This is a genomic window from Sphingobacterium sp. UGAL515B_05 (assembly GCF_033097525.1).
GTDB lineage: Bacteria > Bacteroidota > Bacteroidia > Sphingobacteriales > Sphingobacteriaceae > Sphingobacterium.
In genome coordinates, this window is sequence record NZ_CP109907.1 from 1,262,881 (window position 1) to 1,281,751 (window position 18,871).

At 38.7% G+C, this 18,871-nt stretch carries 32 protein-coding genes; 1 reads left to right on the top strand and 31 read right to left on the bottom strand.

Translation table 11 applies throughout. The features are described from left to right. Positions 1-118: 118 nt before the first annotated feature. The 29 genes from rplQ to rplC form a co-directional block, all read right to left on the bottom strand. Positions 119-625, bottom strand: coding sequence for a 50S ribosomal protein L17 (rplQ, locus tag OK025_RS05095; protein WP_317668565.1), 507 nt, complete (start codon positions 623-625; stop codon positions 119-121). A gap of 108 nt (positions 626-733) precedes the next feature. Beyond that, on the bottom strand, positions 734-1,726 hold the full coding sequence (locus OK025_RS05100; RefSeq protein WP_046674887.1) for a DNA-directed RNA polymerase subunit alpha: 993 nt from the start codon (positions 1,724-1,726) through the stop codon (positions 734-736). 95 nt (positions 1,727-1,821) lie between these two features. After that, complete coding sequence (gene rpsD / locus OK025_RS05105; RefSeq protein WP_046674886.1) at positions 1,822-2,430, bottom strand: 30S ribosomal protein S4; 609 nt, start codon at positions 2,428-2,430, stop codon at positions 1,822-1,824. A gap of 60 nt (positions 2,431-2,490) precedes the next feature. Then, positions 2,491-2,880, bottom strand: coding sequence for a 30S ribosomal protein S11 (gene rpsK, locus OK025_RS05110; RefSeq protein ID WP_046674885.1), 390 nt, complete (start codon positions 2,878-2,880; stop codon positions 2,491-2,493). A gap of 10 nt (positions 2,881-2,890) precedes the next feature. Then, complete coding sequence (rpsM, locus tag OK025_RS05115) at positions 2,891-3,268, bottom strand: 30S ribosomal protein S13 (protein ID WP_046674884.1); 378 nt, start codon at positions 3,266-3,268, stop codon at positions 2,891-2,893. A gap of 30 nt (positions 3,269-3,298) precedes the next feature. Continuing rightward, complete coding sequence (gene ykgO / locus OK025_RS05120) at positions 3,299-3,415, bottom strand: type B 50S ribosomal protein L36 (protein WP_013665024.1); 117 nt, start codon at positions 3,413-3,415, stop codon at positions 3,299-3,301. A 45-nt stretch (positions 3,416-3,460) separates the two neighbouring features. Then, positions 3,461-3,679: a translation initiation factor IF-1 gene (gene infA / locus OK025_RS05125; RefSeq protein WP_002997456.1), complete on the bottom strand. Its 219-nt coding sequence runs from the start codon at positions 3,677-3,679 to the stop codon at positions 3,461-3,463. Between the two features lie 74 nt (positions 3,680-3,753). After that, positions 3,754-4,536 (bottom strand): type I methionyl aminopeptidase, encoded by a 783-nt coding sequence (gene map / locus OK025_RS05130; RefSeq protein WP_070570396.1) that lies wholly within the window; start codon positions 4,534-4,536, stop codon positions 3,754-3,756. 9 nt (positions 4,537-4,545) lie between these two features. Next, positions 4,546-5,883, bottom strand: a complete 1,338-nt coding sequence (gene secY, locus OK025_RS05135) for a preprotein translocase subunit SecY (RefSeq protein WP_070570398.1) — start codon at positions 5,881-5,883, stop codon at positions 4,546-4,548. 3 nt (positions 5,884-5,886) lie between these two features. Further along, positions 5,887-6,333: a 50S ribosomal protein L15 gene (gene rplO, locus OK025_RS05140; RefSeq protein WP_070570400.1), complete on the bottom strand. Its 447-nt coding sequence runs from the start codon at positions 6,331-6,333 to the stop codon at positions 5,887-5,889. A gap of 118 nt (positions 6,334-6,451) precedes the next feature. After that, positions 6,452-6,631 carry a 50S ribosomal protein L30 gene (gene rpmD / locus OK025_RS05145; RefSeq protein WP_046674880.1) on the bottom strand — a complete coding sequence of 60 codons (180 nt, stop codon included), beginning with the start codon at positions 6,629-6,631 and terminating at the stop codon, positions 6,452-6,454. A gap of 5 nt (positions 6,632-6,636) precedes the next feature. Continuing rightward, positions 6,637-7,155, bottom strand: a complete 519-nt coding sequence (gene rpsE, locus OK025_RS05150) for a 30S ribosomal protein S5 (RefSeq protein WP_070570402.1) — start codon at positions 7,153-7,155, stop codon at positions 6,637-6,639. Between the two features lie 12 nt (positions 7,156-7,167). Continuing rightward, positions 7,168-7,530 (bottom strand): 50S ribosomal protein L18, encoded by a 363-nt coding sequence (gene rplR / locus OK025_RS05155; RefSeq protein WP_172462327.1) that lies wholly within the window; start codon positions 7,528-7,530, stop codon positions 7,168-7,170. Next, positions 7,527-8,081, bottom strand: a complete 555-nt coding sequence (gene rplF, locus OK025_RS05160) for a 50S ribosomal protein L6 (RefSeq protein WP_070570404.1) — start codon at positions 8,079-8,081, stop codon at positions 7,527-7,529. Before rplF ends, rplR begins: the two co-directional genes overlap by 4 nt. A 21-nt stretch (positions 8,082-8,102) precedes the next feature. After that, a complete protein-coding gene (rpsH, locus tag OK025_RS05165; protein WP_223584601.1) occupies positions 8,103-8,504 on the bottom strand; it encodes a 30S ribosomal protein S8 in 402 nt (133 codons plus the stop codon). A gap of 136 nt (positions 8,505-8,640) precedes the next feature. Further along, a complete protein-coding gene (gene rpsN, locus OK025_RS05170; RefSeq protein ID WP_028071569.1) occupies positions 8,641-8,910 on the bottom strand; it encodes a 30S ribosomal protein S14 in 270 nt (89 codons plus the stop codon). Next, entirely contained in the window at positions 8,903-9,472 is a 570-nt protein-coding gene (gene rplE, locus OK025_RS05175; protein ID WP_046674875.1) for a 50S ribosomal protein L5, read from the bottom strand. The genes rpsN and rplE overlap by 8 nt, the downstream gene beginning before the upstream one ends. Then, positions 9,472-9,816, bottom strand: a complete 345-nt coding sequence (rplX, locus tag OK025_RS05180) for a 50S ribosomal protein L24 (RefSeq protein ID WP_070570406.1) — start codon at positions 9,814-9,816, stop codon at positions 9,472-9,474. The genes rplE and rplX overlap by 1 nt, the downstream gene beginning before the upstream one ends. A gap of 2 nt (positions 9,817-9,818) precedes the next feature. Then, positions 9,819-10,187 carry a 50S ribosomal protein L14 gene (gene rplN / locus OK025_RS05185; RefSeq protein WP_046674873.1) on the bottom strand — a complete coding sequence of 123 codons (369 nt, stop codon included), beginning with the start codon at positions 10,185-10,187 and terminating at the stop codon, positions 9,819-9,821. A gap of 1 nt (position 10,188) precedes the next feature. Continuing rightward, on the bottom strand, positions 10,189-10,443 hold the full coding sequence (rpsQ, locus tag OK025_RS05190; RefSeq protein WP_046674872.1) for a 30S ribosomal protein S17: 255 nt from the start codon (positions 10,441-10,443) through the stop codon (positions 10,189-10,191). A gap of 14 nt (positions 10,444-10,457) precedes the next feature. After that, a complete protein-coding gene (gene rpmC / locus OK025_RS05195; protein WP_046674871.1) occupies positions 10,458-10,676 on the bottom strand; it encodes a 50S ribosomal protein L29 in 219 nt (72 codons plus the stop codon). 92 nt (positions 10,677-10,768) lie between these two features. After that, positions 10,769-11,191, bottom strand: coding sequence for a 50S ribosomal protein L16 (gene rplP / locus OK025_RS05200; RefSeq protein ID WP_046674870.1), 423 nt, complete (start codon positions 11,189-11,191; stop codon positions 10,769-10,771). Between the two features lie 59 nt (positions 11,192-11,250). Beyond that, positions 11,251-12,045, bottom strand: coding sequence for a 30S ribosomal protein S3 (gene rpsC / locus OK025_RS05205; RefSeq protein ID WP_046674869.1), 795 nt, complete (start codon positions 12,043-12,045; stop codon positions 11,251-11,253). Positions 12,046-12,056: 11 nt separating this feature from the next. Then, complete coding sequence (gene rplV, locus OK025_RS05210) at positions 12,057-12,491, bottom strand: 50S ribosomal protein L22 (protein WP_070570408.1); 435 nt, start codon at positions 12,489-12,491, stop codon at positions 12,057-12,059. 6 nt (positions 12,492-12,497) lie between these two features. After that, positions 12,498-12,764, bottom strand: a complete 267-nt coding sequence (gene rpsS, locus OK025_RS05215) for a 30S ribosomal protein S19 (RefSeq protein WP_002997495.1) — start codon at positions 12,762-12,764, stop codon at positions 12,498-12,500. Continuing rightward, positions 12,764-13,591, bottom strand: coding sequence for a 50S ribosomal protein L2 (gene rplB, locus OK025_RS05220; RefSeq protein ID WP_070570410.1), 828 nt, complete (start codon positions 13,589-13,591; stop codon positions 12,764-12,766). The genes rpsS and rplB overlap by 1 nt, the downstream gene beginning before the upstream one ends. Before the next feature lie 6 nt (positions 13,592-13,597). Then, on the bottom strand, positions 13,598-13,888 hold the full coding sequence (gene rplW / locus OK025_RS05225) for a 50S ribosomal protein L23 (protein ID WP_046674866.1): 291 nt from the start codon (positions 13,886-13,888) through the stop codon (positions 13,598-13,600). A gap of 1 nt (position 13,889) precedes the next feature. Beyond that, entirely contained in the window at positions 13,890-14,519 is a 630-nt protein-coding gene (gene rplD, locus OK025_RS05230) for a 50S ribosomal protein L4 (RefSeq protein ID WP_070570413.1), read from the bottom strand. A gap of 5 nt (positions 14,520-14,524) precedes the next feature. After that, positions 14,525-15,142 (bottom strand): 50S ribosomal protein L3, encoded by a 618-nt coding sequence (gene rplC, locus OK025_RS05235; RefSeq protein ID WP_046674864.1) that lies wholly within the window; start codon positions 15,140-15,142, stop codon positions 14,525-14,527. A 337-nt stretch (positions 15,143-15,479) separates the two neighbouring features. On the opposite strand from rplC, the gene OK025_RS05240 reads away from it, so the two are divergent. Continuing rightward, complete coding sequence (locus OK025_RS05240; RefSeq protein WP_317668566.1) at positions 15,480-15,950, top strand: DinB family protein; 471 nt, start codon at positions 15,480-15,482, stop codon at positions 15,948-15,950. Between the two features lie 151 nt (positions 15,951-16,101). On the opposite strand, the gene OK025_RS05245 is transcribed toward OK025_RS05240, so the two are convergent. Together OK025_RS05245 and OK025_RS05250 are read right to left on the bottom strand one after the other, a co-directional pair. Further along, positions 16,102-17,055: a YafY family protein gene (locus OK025_RS05245; RefSeq protein WP_317668567.1), complete on the bottom strand. Its 954-nt coding sequence runs from the start codon at positions 17,053-17,055 to the stop codon at positions 16,102-16,104. Between the two features lie 514 nt (positions 17,056-17,569). Continuing rightward, positions 17,570-18,844: a glycoside hydrolase family 88 protein gene (locus OK025_RS05250; protein WP_317668568.1), complete on the bottom strand. Its 1,275-nt coding sequence runs from the start codon at positions 18,842-18,844 to the stop codon at positions 17,570-17,572. Between the last annotated feature and the right edge of the window lie 27 nt (positions 18,845-18,871).

Consider the following 18,871-nt stretch of genomic DNA (forward strand, 5'->3'; position numbering starts at 1 on the left):
TAGAAAAAGCTATCAGATTTTAGCAATACAAATATATTAGTTATAACGGTAGGAATGGTCATAAAATAAAAAAAGTCCCCTTAAAAAGAGGACTTTTTTATGCTAGATCAGAAGAAGACTATTCTCCGTCTACTTTTTCTTCACCTTCTACTTCAGCTTTAACTTCTGCCGGAGCTTCAGTTTCAGCAGTAGTAGCAGCTTTTTTAGCACCACCACGACGACGAGTAGCTTTTTTCTCAGCAGAAGCAGCTTTTTTACCGTAGATTTCGTTGTAATCAACTAGTTCGATGAAAGCCATTTCCGCGTTATCACCTAAACGGTTTTCCATTTTGATGATACGAGTGTAACCACCTGGACGGTTAGCTACTTTTTCAGAAATTTCGCGGAATAAGATAGAAACAGCGTCTTTATCTTTCAAATAAGCGAATACTGTACGACGAGAGTGTGTTGTGTCGTTTTTAGATTTAGTAATCAAAGGCTCAACATACGTACGTAATGCTTTAGCTTTAGCCAAAGTAGTTGTAATACGTTTGTGTAGGATTAATGATGTTGCCATGTTAGCCAACATTGCTTTTCTATGGCTATCCGTACGGCCTAAGTGATTTACTTTTTTTCCGTGTCTCATTTTGATTTTATTATACTAATCGTACCGTTTTTGTATATGTCATTTATGCGAACATCACATATCCAGACAGCCAAAAGGAATTACGACTAGTGGTCGCTTAATAAATTATTATTCTTCGTCTAATTTGTATTTTGCCAAGTTCATTCCGAATGATAAACCTTTCGATTTAACCAACTCTTGGATTTCACTTAACGATTTTTTACCGAAGTTTCTGAATTTCAACATATCAGCTACGTCATAAGTTACTAACTCAGCCAATGTGCGAATATCCGCAGCTTTCAAACAGTTCAATGCACGAACTGAAAGATCAAGATCTACTAATTCTGTTTTCAAGATCTTACGCATATGTAAGATTTCTTCGTCAACAACTTTAGTTTCTTCTTTCGTTTGAGACTCAAGAAGCATATTCTCATCAGAGAATAAAATAAAGTGTTGAATTAAGATCTTAGCAGCTTCTTTCAAAGCTTCTTCGGGATGAATTGAGCCATCAGTAGAGATATCCAACAACAATTTCTCGTAGTCAGTTTTTTGCTCTACACGGTAATTCTCAATGGTATATTTAACATTCTTGATCGGAGTAAAGATCGAATCGATTGCGATAACACCTACTGGAGCATCAACAACTTTATTCTCATCAGCATTTACGTATCCACGACCTTTGGCAATACTCAATTCCAATTCAATTGTCACTGAATTATCCATGTTACAGATTACCATGTCTGGGTTTAAGACCGTAAAGTTATTAGAGAATTTTGTGATATCACCAGCTAAGAACTGCTCTTGACCATTGATTACTACAAATACCTTTTCGTTGTCACCAATCTCACCTGTTTTTTTGAAACGAATTTGTTTCAAGTTCAAGATAATTTCAGTTACGTCTTCAACAACACCTTTGATCGTTGAAAATTCGTGCGAAACGCCAGAAAACCTTATCGACGTAATTGCATATCCTTCTAAAGAGGACAATAGAATACGGCGCAAAGCATTACCAATGGTTACACCAAAACCAGGCTCCAATGGACGAAATTCAAACGTACCATCAAAATCCGTAGATTTTTGCATGATAACTTTATCCGGTCTTTGAAATGCTAAAATTGCCATTTATTTTCTTTTAATGTTTTATTTGTAATAATAATTGTAATACAATAGAAGATGCATACCCCAAAATTGGACTATGCATTCTTCTATTTTATTTATTATTTAGAGTATAACTCAACGATTAAGTTCTCTTTGATGTTTTCAGGAATGTCAGCTCTTTCTGGATAGCTTAAGAAAGTACCTGTCAATTCTTTCGCATTCCACTCTAACCAAGAAAATTTGTTTACAGTACGACCTGCAACTGAATTTGTGATGGCTTCAAGTGTTTGAGAACGTTCACGAACTGCTACAACGTCACCTGGACGCAAGCTATATGATGGAATGTTAACAACTTCGCCGTTAACAGTAACGTGTTTATGAGATACCAACTGACGAGCAGCGGCACGAGAAGTAGCGATACCTAAACGGTAAACTACGTTATCCAAGCGAGCTTCTAACAATTTCAAGAAGATCTCACCTGTAATACCTTGTTTAGAGGCAGCTTTAACAAATAGGTTTGAGAACTGACGCTCCAATACACCGTAAGTGTATTTTGCTTTTTGTTTTTCTAACAACTGAATAGCATATTCAGATTGTTTACCTCTGCGTTTAGAAGCTCCGTGTTGTCCAGGAGGGTAATTTTTCTTTTCTAACGCTTTATCTGGGCCGAAGATCGGCTCTCTAAATTTACGGGCAATTTTGGACTTAGGTCCTGTATATCTAGCCATTTTCTTTTACAATTAAAGTATCTATCAGCCTATAGCCGATGAATCTTATCTTTAAATTAATTAAACTCTTCTGCGTTTTGGAGGACGACAACCGTTGTGAGGAAGTGGAGTGATATCTTTAATAGTAGTCACATCGATTCCTACTGTTTGCAATGTTCTGATTGCTGATTCACGACCAGCACCAGGTCCTTTAACAAACACTTCAACTTTACGTAAACCCAAGTCGTGAGCAACTTTTCCACAGTCTTGTGCAGCTTGACCAGCAGCGTATGGAGTGTTCTTTTTAGAACCACGGAAACCCATTTTACCAGCACTAGACCAAGAAATAGTTTGACCTTGATTATTTGTCAAAGTTACAATGATATTGTTAAACGTTGCGTTAATGTGAGCCTGACCTACAGGTTCGATAACAACGATACGCTTTTTTGCAGCTTTTTTAGTTTTAGCCATTTCTTATTTATTATTTAGTAGCTTTTTTCTTGTTTGCAACTGTCTTACGTTTACCTTTACGAGTACGTGAGTTGTTTTTAGTACGTTGACCACGAACTGGTAAGTGTTTACGGTGACGCAATCCGCGGTAACAACCGATATCCATTAAACGTTTGATGTTTAATTGAATTTCAGAACGCAATGCACCTTCAACTTTCAATTCGTCGTTAATGATGGTACGAATTGCTGCCAATTGTTCATCATTCCACTCTTGTACCTTCACATCTTCGCTGATACCAGCTTTTTCCAAGATATATTCAGCTCTTGTACGACCGATACCAAAAATATAGGTAAGGCCGATCACACCTCTTTTGTTTTTAGGTAAATCAATACCTGCTATCCTTGCCATATAATATTAAGCTATTATTTTTTAAATGAATTAACCCTGACGTTGTTTAAACTTTGGGTTCTTTTTGTTGATTACAAAAACTTTACCTTTACGACGGATGATCTTACAGTCCGCGCTACGTTTTTTTATTGATGCTCTTACTTTCATGATATTTATTTTTTCAAAAGCTTGCGCTAATACAAGGACTTACAGCTATTTATAGCGATAAGTAATCCTTCCTTTAGTCAAATCATACGGAGACATTTCCAATTTAACTTTATCACCAGGTAAAATTTTGATATAGTGCATACGCATTTTACCAGAAATATGGGCAATGATTTCATGTCCATTTTCCAACTCTACCCTAAACATAGCATTAGAAAGTGCCTCTCTAATTATACCGTCTTGTTCTATTGAGGCTTGTTTAGCCATATATTCTCGATTAAATTTAATTTAAAAGCCTGCGAACAGGAGTGCAAAGATAAATAAAAATAATTGAAAACCAATTACTTTTTACCCAAAACTTTCTCTACATGTTCGAATGTCAGCAACACATCTGGTTCACCTTTACGGATTGCAACCATCTGTTCGAAGTGCGCCGATAATTTTCCATCCACTGTACTTACTGTCCAACCATCATCCCAAAAACGAACACCTGCGCGCCCCGCATTGATCATCGGCTCGATACAAATAACCAAACCTTCTTCCAATTTAGGACCTGCACCACGTTTTCCGTAGTTGGGAACTTCAGGTTTTTCATGTAAGTGGTACCCTACTCCGTGTCCAACTAGCTCGCGAACAATTCCGAATCCGAATTTGTTTACGTACTCCTGAACAGCCGAAGAAATATCTCCAACACGTTTACCAGCCACAGCCTGTTCAACACCTTTGTACAATGATTCTTTTGTTACATCCAATAACAACTGAGCTTCCTCAGATATCTCGCCTACACCAAAGGTATACGCTGAATCACTGATAAACCCATTCAAATTGACACCACCATCGACCGAAACAAGATCTCCATCTTTAATTTCATAATCGCTTGGAAAACCGTGTACAATTTGATCGTTAACAGATATACACAAAGAATATGGAAATCCGTGATAATTTAGGAACGCAGGCGTTCCACCGTTATCATGGATATACTCATAAGCTAATTTATCAAGAGATATAGTCTTTACCCCAGGCTTAATCACTTTTGCGATTTCACCAAGCAATTGCGAAAGCACATCTGCTGACTTCCGCAATTGCTCTATATCTTCTGCTGACTTATAAAATACTTTAGACATCTAAAGAAATTAAATTGCCGAATGATCCATTCCCTCAACAGACGCGGCCGAACGACCTTTAATACGACCTGTTTTCATTAATCCATCGTAATGACGCATCAACAAATGAGATTCGATCTGTTGCAAAGTATCCAACACCACACCTACTAAAATCAATAATGACGTACCACCGTAGAAGTGCGCAAATTGATTATTAATACCAAACAAACTTGCAATAGCAGGTAGAATAGCGATAATCGCTAAGAAAATTGCACCTGGAAATGTAATATTTGATATTACGCGGTCTATAAAATTACTAGTTTCCAATCCGGGTTTAATACCTGGAACAAAACCTCCATTTTTCTTCATGTCATCCGACATCTGTTGCGGATTCACCATAATTGCTGTATAGAAAAACGTAAATGCGATAATTAACACCGCAAATGTCACGTTGTATGCAACAGAAGTATAGTTACTCAACGAAGTCAAAAATTCCGACTGAATATTTGGGAAGAATTGTCCTAAACTCATCGGCACAAACATAATTGCCTGTGCAAAAATGATAGGCATTACACCTGCAGCATTTACCTTTAAGGGTATATACTGACGTACTCCACCGACTTGCTTGTTTCCAACGATTTTCTTCGCGTATTGTACAGGAATCTTACGAACACCCTGTACGATCAAGATCGTAAAGATCACAACAAAGAATAACGCCACAAATTCAAGCAACAATGGAATTGGACCACCACCACCTTTCGCCATTCTAGAAACCCATTCCGCAGTGATACCACTTGGCAATTGAGCGATAATACCTGTCATGATGATCAAAGAAATACCATTACCGATACCTTTATCCGTAATTTTTTCCCCTAACCACATCACAAATAAAGTACCGCCTGTCAAAACTATGGCAGTTAGAATAGTGAATAATGGGTCTGCGATTGTCTTAGCACTTGGCTCGATTTGAGTACGTACATAAGCAAAAGCCTGAAGCAAAGTAATCCCTAAAGTTAAATAGCGAGTAATCTGATTCATTTTTTGACGACCACTTTCCCCTTCTTTCTGCATCTTTTGGAAGTAAGGAACCGCGATGCCCAGCAATTGAACAACAATGGATGCCGAGATATATGGCATTACCCCTAAAGCAAAGATAGCCGAACGAGAGAAAGATCCCCCCGCAAACATATCCAATAAGCCCAATAAACCCTCTTTTTGACCAGAAGCCAAAGCATGAGGATTTACACCTGGTAATACCACGTGACATCCAATACGGTAAATCAAAAGAAAAAGTAAGGTATTTAAAATACGCGTACGTAAATCATCGATTTTCCAAATATTGGTTAAGGTTGTGATTAGTTTCTTCATTTATTAAATTTTAACGATAGAACCGCCTGCAGCTTCAATCGCTTTTTGAGCAGAAGCAGTAAACGCGTGCGCTGTTACTTCAACTTTAGCTTTCAACTCACCGCGACCCAAGATTTTAACTTTGTCATTTTTAGACACTAAACCATGAGCTTTCAATGCGTCGAAATCTACAGCTGTTAAATTGTGTTTCTCGATCAACGCTTGTAAAGTATCTAAGTTTACACCATTATACTCAACACGGTTGATGTTTTTGAAACCAAATTTAGGCACACGACGTTGCAAAGGCATTTGACCACCTTCGAAACCGATTTTCGTAGAGTGACCTGAACGAGAACCAGCACCTTTGTGACCACGTGTTGAAGTACCACCACGACCAGAACCAGTACCACGGCCAATACGTTTGCTACTTTTTACTGCACCTTTTGCAGGTTTTAAATTACTTAAGTTCATTTTAAACTAAATTGTGCTAGCCCTTCGCTCTCACTAAACAGGTACTAGCGATTAAAAAATAATGATTATTAATAACAAGTAATGGAAGAAGCCCAAAGACCTCTTCCATATGCTAATATTAAATAGTTTCGATAGCTACTAAATGGTTTACTTTACGTACCATTCCAATAATTGATGGAGTAGCTTCAACTTCTACTGAGTGGTTGATTCTTTTCAAACCCAATGCCTCAATAGTTTTCTTTTGGCGCTCGCTTCTGTCGATAACGCTCTTTATCTGGGTGATTTTAATTTTTGCCATGATAATTAACCGTTAAATACTTTATTTAAATCGACACCGCGGTGTTGGGCTACTGTATATGCATCGCGCATGCTTGCTAAAGCTGTTACAGTTGCTTTTACCACGTTGTGTGGGTTGGAAGAACCTAATGATTTAGCCAATACGTCTTTGATACCAGCAGACTCCAATACTGCGCGCATTGCACCACCGGCTAAAACTCCTGTACCTGCGATAGCTGGTTTAACCAAAACTGAACCACCAGAATATTTACCATATTGCTCATGTGGAACAGTACCTTTGATAATAGGAACTTTCACCAAATTTTTCTTCGCGTCGTCAATACCTTTCGTGATTGCTTCTGTTACCTCTTTAGCTTTACCTAAACCGTAACCAACAATACCGTTTTCATCACCTACTACAACAATTGCAGAGAAGCTGAAAGTACGACCACCTTTAGTAACTTTAGCTACACGTTGGATACTTACTAAGCGATCTTTTAATTCAATTTCGCTTGATTTTACTCTTTTTATATTGCTTAATGCCATTTCTTTCTATGATTAAAAGTCTAAACCGCCTTCGCGAGCACCTTCAGCCAAAGATTTGATACGGCCATGGTATAAGTACCCATTACGGTCAAAAACTACTTTATTAATACCTGCTGCTAATGCTTTTTCAGCCACTAATTTACCTACAGCTTTAGATTGATCAACCTTGTTACCAGATGCAACAAACTCTTTTGACAAGCTAGATGCAGCAACTAATGTTTTACCTGCATTGTCGTCAATGATTTGCGCATAGATACCTTTGTTACTTCTAAAAACCGATAAACGTGGACGTTCAGACGTTCCAGCAAGGTTTTTTCTGATTCCTTTTTTGATTCTCTCTCTACGAGATGCTTTTTGTCCTGCCATGATTATTATTTTTTAGCTGATTTACCTGCTTTTCTTCTCAATACTTCACCTGCAAACTTAACACCTTTTCCTTTGTAAGGTTCTGGTTTACGGAAGCCACGGATTTTTGCCGCTACCTGTCCGATCAATTGTTTGTCAGCACACTCCAAAGTGATTGTAGGGTTTTTACCTTTATCAGCAGTAGTTGATACTTTAACCTCTTTTGGCAATACAAAAACAATCTGGTGAGAGAAACCTAAAGTTAACTCTAATACATTACCAGTACTTGAAGCACGGTAACCTACACCGACTAACTCTTGCGTAGTTTTGTAACCTTCAGTCACACCGTGAACCATGTTAGCCAACAGGGAACGGTATAGACCGTGTAATGCTTTGTGTTTCTTTTGATCAGTTGGACGTGTTACAACGATATTGCCCTCTTCTTGAGCAATCGTGATGTCACGATCAACTTGTTGTGTTAATTCGCCTTTAGGACCTTTTACTGAAACTAAGTTTTTGTCCGAAATAGTAACAGTTACCCCAGCAGGGATAGCGATAGGCGCTTTTCCAATTCTTGACATTTCTTTGTGCTTTTACCTAGATTAATAAACGTAACATAAAACTTCACCACCAACATTTTGAAGTCTAGCTTCCTTATCTGTCATTACACCTTTAGATGTTGACAAGATAGCAATACCTAAACCGTTCAAAACACGAGGCATAGTATCAACGCTTGCATACTTTCTTAAACCAGGTTTACTCACACGTGTCAACGTACGAATAGCCGGAATTTTGCTAATTGGATTATATTTCAATGCGATTTTGATCGTACCCTGTACGCCATTCTCATCGAATTTGTAATTAGCAATGTAACCTTTGTCAAAAAGAACTTTCGTGATCTCTTTTTTAAGGTTCGATGCAGGAATTTCAACAACCCTGTGGTTGGCCTTGATGGCATTCCTTACTCGTGTAAGGTAATCCGCAATTGGATCTGTAGTCATTATATATGAAAATTTGTGACAGCGGTTTCCCTCCCAACCATTGGTATGGGACCTTCTATCTGTTAAACAATTTTAAAATGCAAAAACCCCGGCAATCCTAAATTGAATTGCCCGGGCAAAATTAAGTATTTTTTTTTAATTACCAAGAAGCTTTTTTCACCCCTGGGATTTTGCCATCTAAAGCCATCTCACGGAATGTTACACGAGAGATACCGAATTGACGCATATATCCTTTAGGACGGCCAGTCAATTTACAACGGTTGTGTAAACGTACTGGAGAAGCATTTTTAGGCAATTTATCTAATGCAACGTAATCGCCAGCAGCTTTTAATTCTGCACGTTTTGCTGCATATTTAGCTACCAATTTAGCGCGTTTTACTTCGCGTGCTTTTAATCCTTCTTTAGCCATTGTTATTAGTATTTTGATTTTTAAATGGTAAACCGAATTGTTTCAACAATTCTAAAGCTTCAACATCATTTTGAGCAGAAGTCACGAAAGTGATATCCATACCTTGGATCTTGTTGATTTTATCAATGTTGATCTCAGGGAAAATGATTTGCTCAGTGATACCTAAGTTATAGTTACCACGTCCGTCAAAGCCTTTATCGTTGATACCGCGGAAGTCACGAATACGTGGAAGCGATACAGCTACTAAACGATCCAAGAATTCAAACATATTATTGTCACGCAAAGTAACACGTGCCCCTACAGGCATACCTTTACGTAATTTAAAGTTTGAAATATCTTTTTTCGATTTTGTAGCAACAGCTTGTTGACCTGTGATTAAAGTCAACTCAGCAATAGCGTTATCGATTAATTTTTTATCAGCTGTTGCAGCTCCTACACCTTGTGAAACAACAATTTTCTCAAGTTTAGGAACCTGCATAATACTTTTATACTGAAATTTTTCTTGAAGTGCTTTACGGATTTCCTCCGCATATTTCACTTTTAATCTTGGTACGTAAGTCATTATTTAATTTCCTCCCCTGATTTTTTAGCGTAACGAACTAATTTACCATCTGCGTTTAACTTACGACCTACACGTGTAGTTGCACCTGTTTTAGGATCGATAACAGCTAAATTAGAGATGTGAATACCAGCTTCTTTCTCAATGATACCACCATTAGGATTAGCTGCACTTGGTTTAGTGTGTTTTTTTACGATGTTAGCGCCCTCAACGATAGCTCTATTTTTATCCACTAAAACAGTTAATACTTTTCCTTGAACACCTTTAGAGTTACCAGCGATAACTTTCACTAAATCACCTTTTTTAATTTTGATTTTGTGCGTAGTTGTTTTTGTTTTCTGTGCCATAATTATAAAACCTCCGGTGCTAATGATACAATTTTCATGAACTGTTTCTCACGCAACTCTCTAGCAACAGGGCCAAAGATACGTGTACCACGTGGTTCATCATTATTATTTAATAATACAGCGGCGTTGTCATCGAAACGGATATATGAACCATCTTTACGACGGATTTCCTTTTTCGTTCTAACGACTACTGCTTTAGAAACGGAACCTTTTTTCACGTTTCCTGAAGGCATAGCGCTTTTCACCGATACAACAATCTTATCTCCGATTGATGCATAACGCTTGCGCGTACCGCCCAATACACGGATTACTAAAACTTGTTTAGCACCGCTATTGTCAGCTACATTAAGTCTTGATTCTTGTTGTACCATGTTATTTAGCTCTTTCTATAATTTCTACTAATCTCCAGTTTTTTGTTTTACTCAGCGGACGAGTTTCCATGATTAATACCGTATCGCCGATACCGCAGGTATTAGTTTCGTCATGAGCTTTAAATTTAGTAGTTTTTTTAACGAACTTACCATAGATCGGGTGTTTCACTTTACGTTCCACTGATACCACGATAGACTTGTCCATCTTGTTGCTAACTACTAAGCCGATTCTTGTTTTTCTTAAATTTCTTTCCATTTCGACTTTAAATTTTACGCCTCAGAGGCTGTTTCATTTTTAGCTGCAGCTTTGCGTGCACTGATCTCTGTACTGATACGAGCGATAGTTTTGCGTGCTGCTTTGATCACGTTAGGGTTCTCAATAGCTGAAACAGCATGTGCAAATTTCAATTTTGTAAGGGCTGTTTTCTCTTCTACAAGACGAGCTTTTAAGTCCTCATTAGATAATTCTAAAATTTCTGAATTTTTCATGTTTTTTCAGTTGTTATTTGGGTTATCATCGCTTTATATATAGCGTTAGGGGTAACGGCCCTAACGCTTAAATGATGACATTACCAAGATTTTTATGCTTCAACGTAGTCTCTACGAATCACAAACTTAGTTTGAACCGGAAGTTTTTGAGCTGCAAGGCGTAAAGCTTCTTTGGCAATTTCCAAAGGCACACCTTCTGCTTCAAATAACATACGGCCTGGGCGTACTACTGCTACCCAGTATTCTGGAGCACCCTTACCTTTACCCATACGTACCTCTGCAGGTTTTTTCGTAACAGGTTTGTCAGGGAAAATACGAATCCAAACTTGACCTTCACGTTTCATATAACGTGTAACCGCAATACGAGCTGCCTCGATTTGACGACTAGTGATCCATGCTTGCTCCATTGTTTTGATACCGAAAGAACCGAAAGCTAACTCCGCTCCACGAGAAGCGTTACCTTTCATGCGGCCTTTCTGCATCTTTCTGAACTTCGTTCTTTTTGGCTGTAACATGTTCGTATACTTTTTAAATCTGCTTTTTCAGCAGGTTTTTGTTGTAATCTAAATAACTATTAATCTTTTTTCGGACCACGGTTGCTTCCACCACGGTTGTTTCCACCACGGTTATTTCCACCGCGACCACCTTTGTTGTTACGGTTGTCACGACGTTCGCCACCACCTTCGTGGTTGCCACGTGATTTTACACCAGATGCTTGACCAATGTTTGGAGATAAGTCACGTTTACCGTAAACCTCACCTTTACAGATCCAAACTTTGATACCAATTTTACCGTATGTAGTCAATGCTTCAGCTAAAGCGTAGTCGATATCAGCACGCAATGTGTGTAAAGGAGTTCTTCCTTCTTTGTATTGTTCAGTACGCGCCATTTCAGCACCACCTAAACGACCAGAACACATGATTTTGATACCTTCTGCACCCATACGCATTGTAGAAGCGATTGAAGTTTTCATTGCACGACGGAATGAAATACGTGCCTCTAATTGTTTAGCGACACCTTCAGCTACTAACTTCGCATCTAACTCAGGGCGTTTGATCTCGAAAATGTTGATTTGAACATCCTTTTTAGTCAGTTTTTTCAACTCTTCTTTGATCTTGTCAACTTCTTGACCACCTTTACCGATAACGATACCTGGACGAGCAGTGTGAATTGTAACAGTGATACGTTTTAAAGTTCTTTCGATAACAACTTTAGCTACACCACCTTTTGCAATACGAACAGAAAGATATTTTCTGATTTTTTCGTCTTCAACTAATTTATCGGAATAGTTTTTACCTCCGAACCAGTTAGAATCCCAACCTTTGATGATTCCTAATCTGCTACCTATTGGATTTGCTTTTTGTCCCATTTCTCAATAAATTAGTTTTGTTCAACGTTTAATTTGCTATCAACTACCAACGTAACGTGATTTGAACGTTTACGAACTCTGTATCCGCGACCTTGAGGAGCCGGACGCAATCTTTTCAACTGACGACCACCACCTACTGATACTTCTTTTACAATTAGTTCGCTTTCTTCCACTGATTTACCTTCGTTTTTGGCTTCCCAGTTTTTGATTGCAGATAATAATAATTTTTCTACACGAGCAGCAGCTTCTTTACTTGAGTGTTTCAAAATGTATAATGCATTTTCCACACGTTGACCGCGAATTAAGTCTACCACTAAACGCATCTTACGAGGCGAAGTAGGGCAGTTCAATAATTTGGCATCCGAAGCTCCTCCTTTTTGAGCTTTCTCTTGCTCTTTGCGTTGTCTAATTAAGACAGACTTTTTAAGTTTTTTTGTTGCTTCCATTACCTATTATTTTTTCTTTTCTGCGTGGCCTCTGAATGTACGCGTAGGCGCGAATTCACCAAGCTTGTGACCTACCATATTTTCTGTTACATAAACAGGGATAAATTTGTTCCCGTTGTGCACTGCGAAGGTATGGCCAACAAAATCAGGTGAAATCATTGATCTACGAGACCATGTTTTGATAACTGACTTTTTGTTAGTTTCATTCATAGAAAGAACTTTTCTTTCTAAGTTGTGATCGATATAAGGACCTTTTTTAATTGAACGAGCCATTATTTTTTCCTTCTCTCAATGATGTAACGATTCGATGTTTTCTTCTTGTAACGTGTTTTGAAGCCTTTAGCTAATACACCTGTACGTGAGCGTGGGTGACCTCCTGAAGTACGGCCTTCACCACCACCCATAGGGTGATCTACTGGGTTCATCGCAACACCACGAACTCTTGGACGACGACCTAACCAACGTTTGCGACCTGCTTTACCTAACACTTGGTTAGATCTTTCATGGTTCGATACCGAACCAATTGTAGCAACACAAGTCAATAAGATCATACGTGTTTCGCCTGAAGGTAATTTGATGATGGCATATTTACCATCACGAGCAGACAATTGAGCATAAGTACCAGCCGAACGAGCAATTGAACCACCTTGACCAGGATTTAATTCAATGTTGTGGATGATAGAACCCAATGGAATGTTTGCTAATGGTAATGTATTACCAACTTCTGGGGCAACTTTATCACCTGCGATTACAGTTTGACCAACTACTAAACCAGCTGGAGCAAGGATGTAACGTTTTTCACCATCAGCGTAATGCAACAAGGCAATACGAGCAGTACGATTTGGATCGTACTCGATAGTAGCTACTTTTGCAGGGATATCTTTTTTATCGCGTTTGAAATCAATTAATCGGTATACTTTTTTATGTCCCCCACCGAGATAACGCATAGTCATTTTACCGGAGTTATTACGACCGCCTGATTTCTTGTTGATTTTTACTACTAACGATTTTTCAGGAACGTTTGTAGTAACATCAGAGTAGTCAGCGCCTACTCTAAAACGAGTACCAGGGGTTACCGGTTTGAATCTTTTAACTGCCATTTTTTATTATATAGTACTGTAAAAGTCAATAGTTTCGCCGTCTTTAATAGTAATGACAGCCTTTTTATACTTAGGAGCTCTACCAGATACGAAACCTGCTTTTGTGTAACGGCTTTTTGCTTTACCAGCTACTACTGCAGTGTTTACAGCAAGAACTGTAACACCAAACATAGCCTCAACAGCTGCTTTAATCTGGATTTTGTTTGCTCTGTGATCTACTTTGAAAGCGTAACGGTTTAATTTTTCCGTTAACAAAGAAGCTTTCTCAGTCAAGATAGGTTTTTTAATAATTTCCATATTACTTAGCTAATGCTTCCTCCAAAGTTTTAACAGAATCTGTAGTCAACAATAATTTTGTTGCATTTAATACATCATATGTATTTAAGTCAGATGCAACAATAACTTTTGCTTTTTTCAAGTTTCTGCTTGATTTATAAACAATTTCATCGTAAGCTGGCAATACCAACAATGTTTTCTCATCAGCTACGTTCAACGCATTTATTAAAGCAACATAATTTTTAGTTTTGATAGCATCGAATTTTACTTCATCCAATACCACAATGTTATTATCTTTTGCTTTGTAAGATAACGCTGATTTACGTGCCACTTGTTTCAATTTTTTGTTCAATTTGAACGAGTAGTCACGAGGTTGAGGACCGAATACACGACCACCACCATTAAACAATGGAGATTTGATAGAACCCGCACGAGCACCACCAGTACCTTTTTGTTTGTGTAATTTACGAGTAGAACCCGCGATTTCGTTACGTTGTTTAGATTTGTGAGTTCCTTGGCGTTGGTTCGCTAAGTATTGTTTCACATCCAAATAGATCGCATGATCGTTAGGCTCTAACCCAAATACCGACTCAGGAAGTTGCACCTTGGCACCTGTTTCTTTACCTGATAAATTTAAAACTTTAACTTCCATCTCTACTATTTGTCTACGATTACATAAGAACCTTTAGCTCCTGGAATGGAACCACTAACAACGATAAGGTTTTGCTCAGCGTAAACTTTCAACACCTGTAAGTTTTGAACTTTAACTCTGTCACCACCTGTACGACCAGCCATGCGCATACCTTTGAATACGCGTGAAGGCCATGATGAAGCACCTAATGAACCTGGAGCGCGTAATCTGTTGTGCTGACCGTGAGTCGCACCACCTACACCACCAAATCCATGACGTTTCATTACACCTTGGAAACCTTTACCTTTTGAAGTACCAACTACATCTACGTACTCACCTTCTTCAAAAAGAGTAACGTCAACTACGTCACCAAGTTGTTTTGCATCTGGGAAAGTTTTAAACTCTACCAACTTACGCTTAGGCGTTGTGTTTGCTTTCGCAAAGTGCCCTTTCAAAGGAGCTGTCGTGTTTTTCTCCTTAGCTTCGTCGAAACCAAGTTGAATTGCCGAGTAGCCATCCTTTTCTTCCGTACGTATCTGCGTAACCACGCACGGCCCGGCCTGAATCACTGTACAAGGAATATTTTTCCCATCAGCGTTAAACAGGCTCGTCATTCCTACTTTTTTTCCAATAATACCTGACATGTTGTAAATTAATTAATTAAAAGTCCTTCGAAGCAGTAGGGCTTCGCTCAAGACATACTATCCCCATTAAGGGACTGCAAAGTTACAAACATTTTTATAACTGTCAAATAATTAGTGAATTATTTTTTTTATTTTCTACTTCTTTTTATCCCACCCTCCTATTTTGCGATTTATCCGCACAACATTCCCAACATCAAATAAATGCTGCTCCAAAAAAATAAAATTAGTATTCCGAATTTATACTGCCATACAGCTGTCACAAGCTGCAGTAATTTTGAACTGTCATACAACGCAGAAGGCGATGTATTGCTTACTAAAAACTTTAAATACGAGCATCATGAAAACAGAAATCATTTCCAAGAACGAGCTACTTCAGCATTGGTTAGGTCACAGAAATCTAACGAGACAGACTATTGAAAAATTTCCAGAACAGGAATTGTTCAATTATAAAGTAGAAGGCATGCGCACTTTTGCAGATATCATTAAAGAACTATTAGGTATTGCTGTACCAGGTCTCCGGGAGATTGTGAATAATAAAAGTGGTGAACTGAACGAAAATTTCAGTTATTCGACCAAAGCACAATTGCTTCAGGCCTGGGATGAAGCTACTCCTCAGATCAGTGAACTGTTCAATCAAATCTCTGAAGAGCGCTTTGCCGAAGAGTTCAACCTATTCGGCCAATACAAATCGCCCATTATCCACAGCATATTTTACTTTATCGACAATGAGATCCACCACCGCGGTCAGGGATTTGTTTATCTAAGATTACTTGGTATAGAACCTCCATTTTTTTGGGAAAGAGGTTAAATAGATCATGTCTGCAATGAAAATTCCTTCTTAACAGAGCGCTGAAGTCTATTTTTATTATTGTACGCAAAAAACTTGTTCGGTACCTGTCCTTTCAGCCGAACAAGTTTTTTGCGTGCAATAGCAGCAAAGTTGATTTCGTCGTTTTTGACTAAACTTGCTCCAATGCAGATGAGAGCAACCGCTTTACAACCTCTTTTAACGATTCGGGTTCAATAATTGTTCCTTTATCGGCAAACATCAGATACCAACGCGCAAAGCCATTCTCCATATTAATGCTTTCAAAATGCATTTCCACATAATTATCGGTGACCGTTTCTTTTTGGAAACCAAAATAGTGGCGATCCCATTCCATATAGCGGGCCATATCCTTGTCCACTTGCACGACAACTTTTGTCGTGGGAACGTCATGACGTTTATTCAGAAAAGATGAAAGTTCAGGATGCTCCTTTGCAAAGTCATCGGCAAGTATCCGAATATTGTTTATTCTATCCAAACGGAATTGCCTATAATCTTTCCGTAATCTACAAAAAGCAAGGACATACCAAAATTTGCTCTCCACAAAAATACCCACAGCTTCGATTTCACGCCTTTCTGGAGTTTTATCGGAAGGCTTGGAATAATAGATTTCCACACATTTCTTTGCAGCGATACTTTCGATCAGTATATTGGTGCCATGGGTAAGCTTCTCATTGAATTGATGACGCCCACCGCGCACCAGAAAGTTATCCCCTACTAAGGCTACCTGTTCTTTTTCGTTACCCCGTAATATGGCTTTCATCTTCAGTAATGCCGTGGTAAAATGATGCGCAAGATTCCGATCTGTATACTTTTCCACCAGTTTCTCCGCTGCCACAAAACTCAATGCCTCCTCTCGGGTAAATTGTAGGGGCGGCATCTTATATCCCTCCACCAAAGAATAACCGCTTCCCGCTTCACCATAAATCGGAATTCCAGCTTGCATCAGGGATCTGATATCACGATAAATCGTACGCTGACTTACCTCATAACGCGCTGCCAAAGCGGCGGCGGTGACCACAGGTTTTGCCTGTAGATGCATGTAAATAGCAAGTATACGGTCGAATCTCTTTTGAATATCGGTCATTGGGATAAAGGTACGAAAAGACCAAATGATTTAGGAATGAATTTTAGTCACAAAAAAGGTATCATTTTAAATTATGGAACACGACAGATACAATGCATCAACGTATTTAATTCTGCTCGCCTATCTTTATCGGACATGTATCAAATATAAAACCTACCTATAACTTGCTTCTTCAGGAGTACATAATTAGCAAGTAATATCAGATTCCTAATCAAAAAAGGAGTAGCACTATTTTTACTCGGGTTTAACAGGGGGTTAGCAGGGGTACTACCCCTGCTAACCCCCTGTTAAACCCCTGCTAATTTAAAAACTGATATAAGCTTGTTATACCAATATGCACTGCACTAGATGAGAGAGATTGTATCTGATAGAGAACAGGATCAAATACAACATAAAGAAACTAGGTTTTAATAGAGCGGATTAAATCCAATAAAACAAAAAAAGTGAAGTATATTACATACTTCACTTTTCCTCATCGTGTTAATAACTTTGTTGAAAACTAAAAAAACTACTGTTATTGTTTGATGACCTTTTCTCCTCGGAGCAACCGGTCGTATCGCACTAATGCCTCCACGTAGTAGTAATCGGCATAGGTCAAGGGCACATCTACTTCTGTTTTATGCGGAATGGATCCGACGCTATGTTTCAAGACGTAGCCACCGGCTTCCTTGTAATCTGCTTTGTAGGGTTTAGAAGAAAGCGACCGCAGCATTTGTTCAGCTTTAGAAATATACAGCTGGCTTTCGCTGCCCCTTGTATATTGCGCCAATTCCAGCAGAGCCGAAGCAGTTACTGAAGCTGTCGACACATCGCGAAGATCTTTCTGGCTATAATATTTACTATCTGGAGTAAGCTTGTTCTGGTCCATATCCCAATAAGGAATCAGGTCTTTTGGAAGATTAGGATGATTCAGATAAAACTGAGCAATATGCCTAGCCTGCTCTAAATATTTCTTGTCGCCCGTTTCGCGGTACATCATCGTATACCCATAAAGTCCCCAAGACTGGCCCCTAGCCCATGAGGATTCATCAAAAGCACCTTGTGCCGTCTTTCTCGAAATAATACGTCCATCTTTCGGATTGTAATCCACCACATGGTAGGAACTATAATCTTTTCGGTAATGATTGATCATCGTTGTATTGGCATGCGTTACAGCAATATCACGATAGCGTTTGTCTCCTGTTATCTTGGAAACTTCGGTCAAAAACTCCAGGTTCATCATATTGTCGATGATCACCGGATAGGTCCAGGGCTGGCCATCCCAGTTTTTGCCACCGTCCCATGAACGAATCGTTTGCGGTGCTTCATGGAAACGTGTTGCCAACGATGCTGCTCCCGTACTTAAAATTTCCTTATAGGCAGCTGAATCTCCTGTCAAACGTAATGCATTACCAAAGCTGCAGTACAACATAAAACCCAAATCATGTGTTCCCTTGTTGTTCTTTTCCTTCTCGAGTTCTTTCAATTTGCTTTTTGCCTCCGTTAATAGCTTCTCATCTTTAGTATATTCATAGAGATAGAGTACTGTACCGGGATAAAATCCAGAACACCACCAACTCGAACCCCAATTCACATATTTACCATCTTTATAAGTCGTGGGCATATCGGATTCATTGATCGATGCTGCGAGGTAAGCGATTTGTTTATGTGCATCTTCTAAATTGGTACGGACAAATTCTTTGTCAAGCCCCAATTTTGCTGTCCCTAAGTTTCGCTGACTGGAACAGGAAATTCCCTGCATTCCTAGCCCTATCATTAAAGCTCCCGTAATATAGTGTTGTATCTTCATTTTATCCAGTCCTTAATCTTTTGCTTT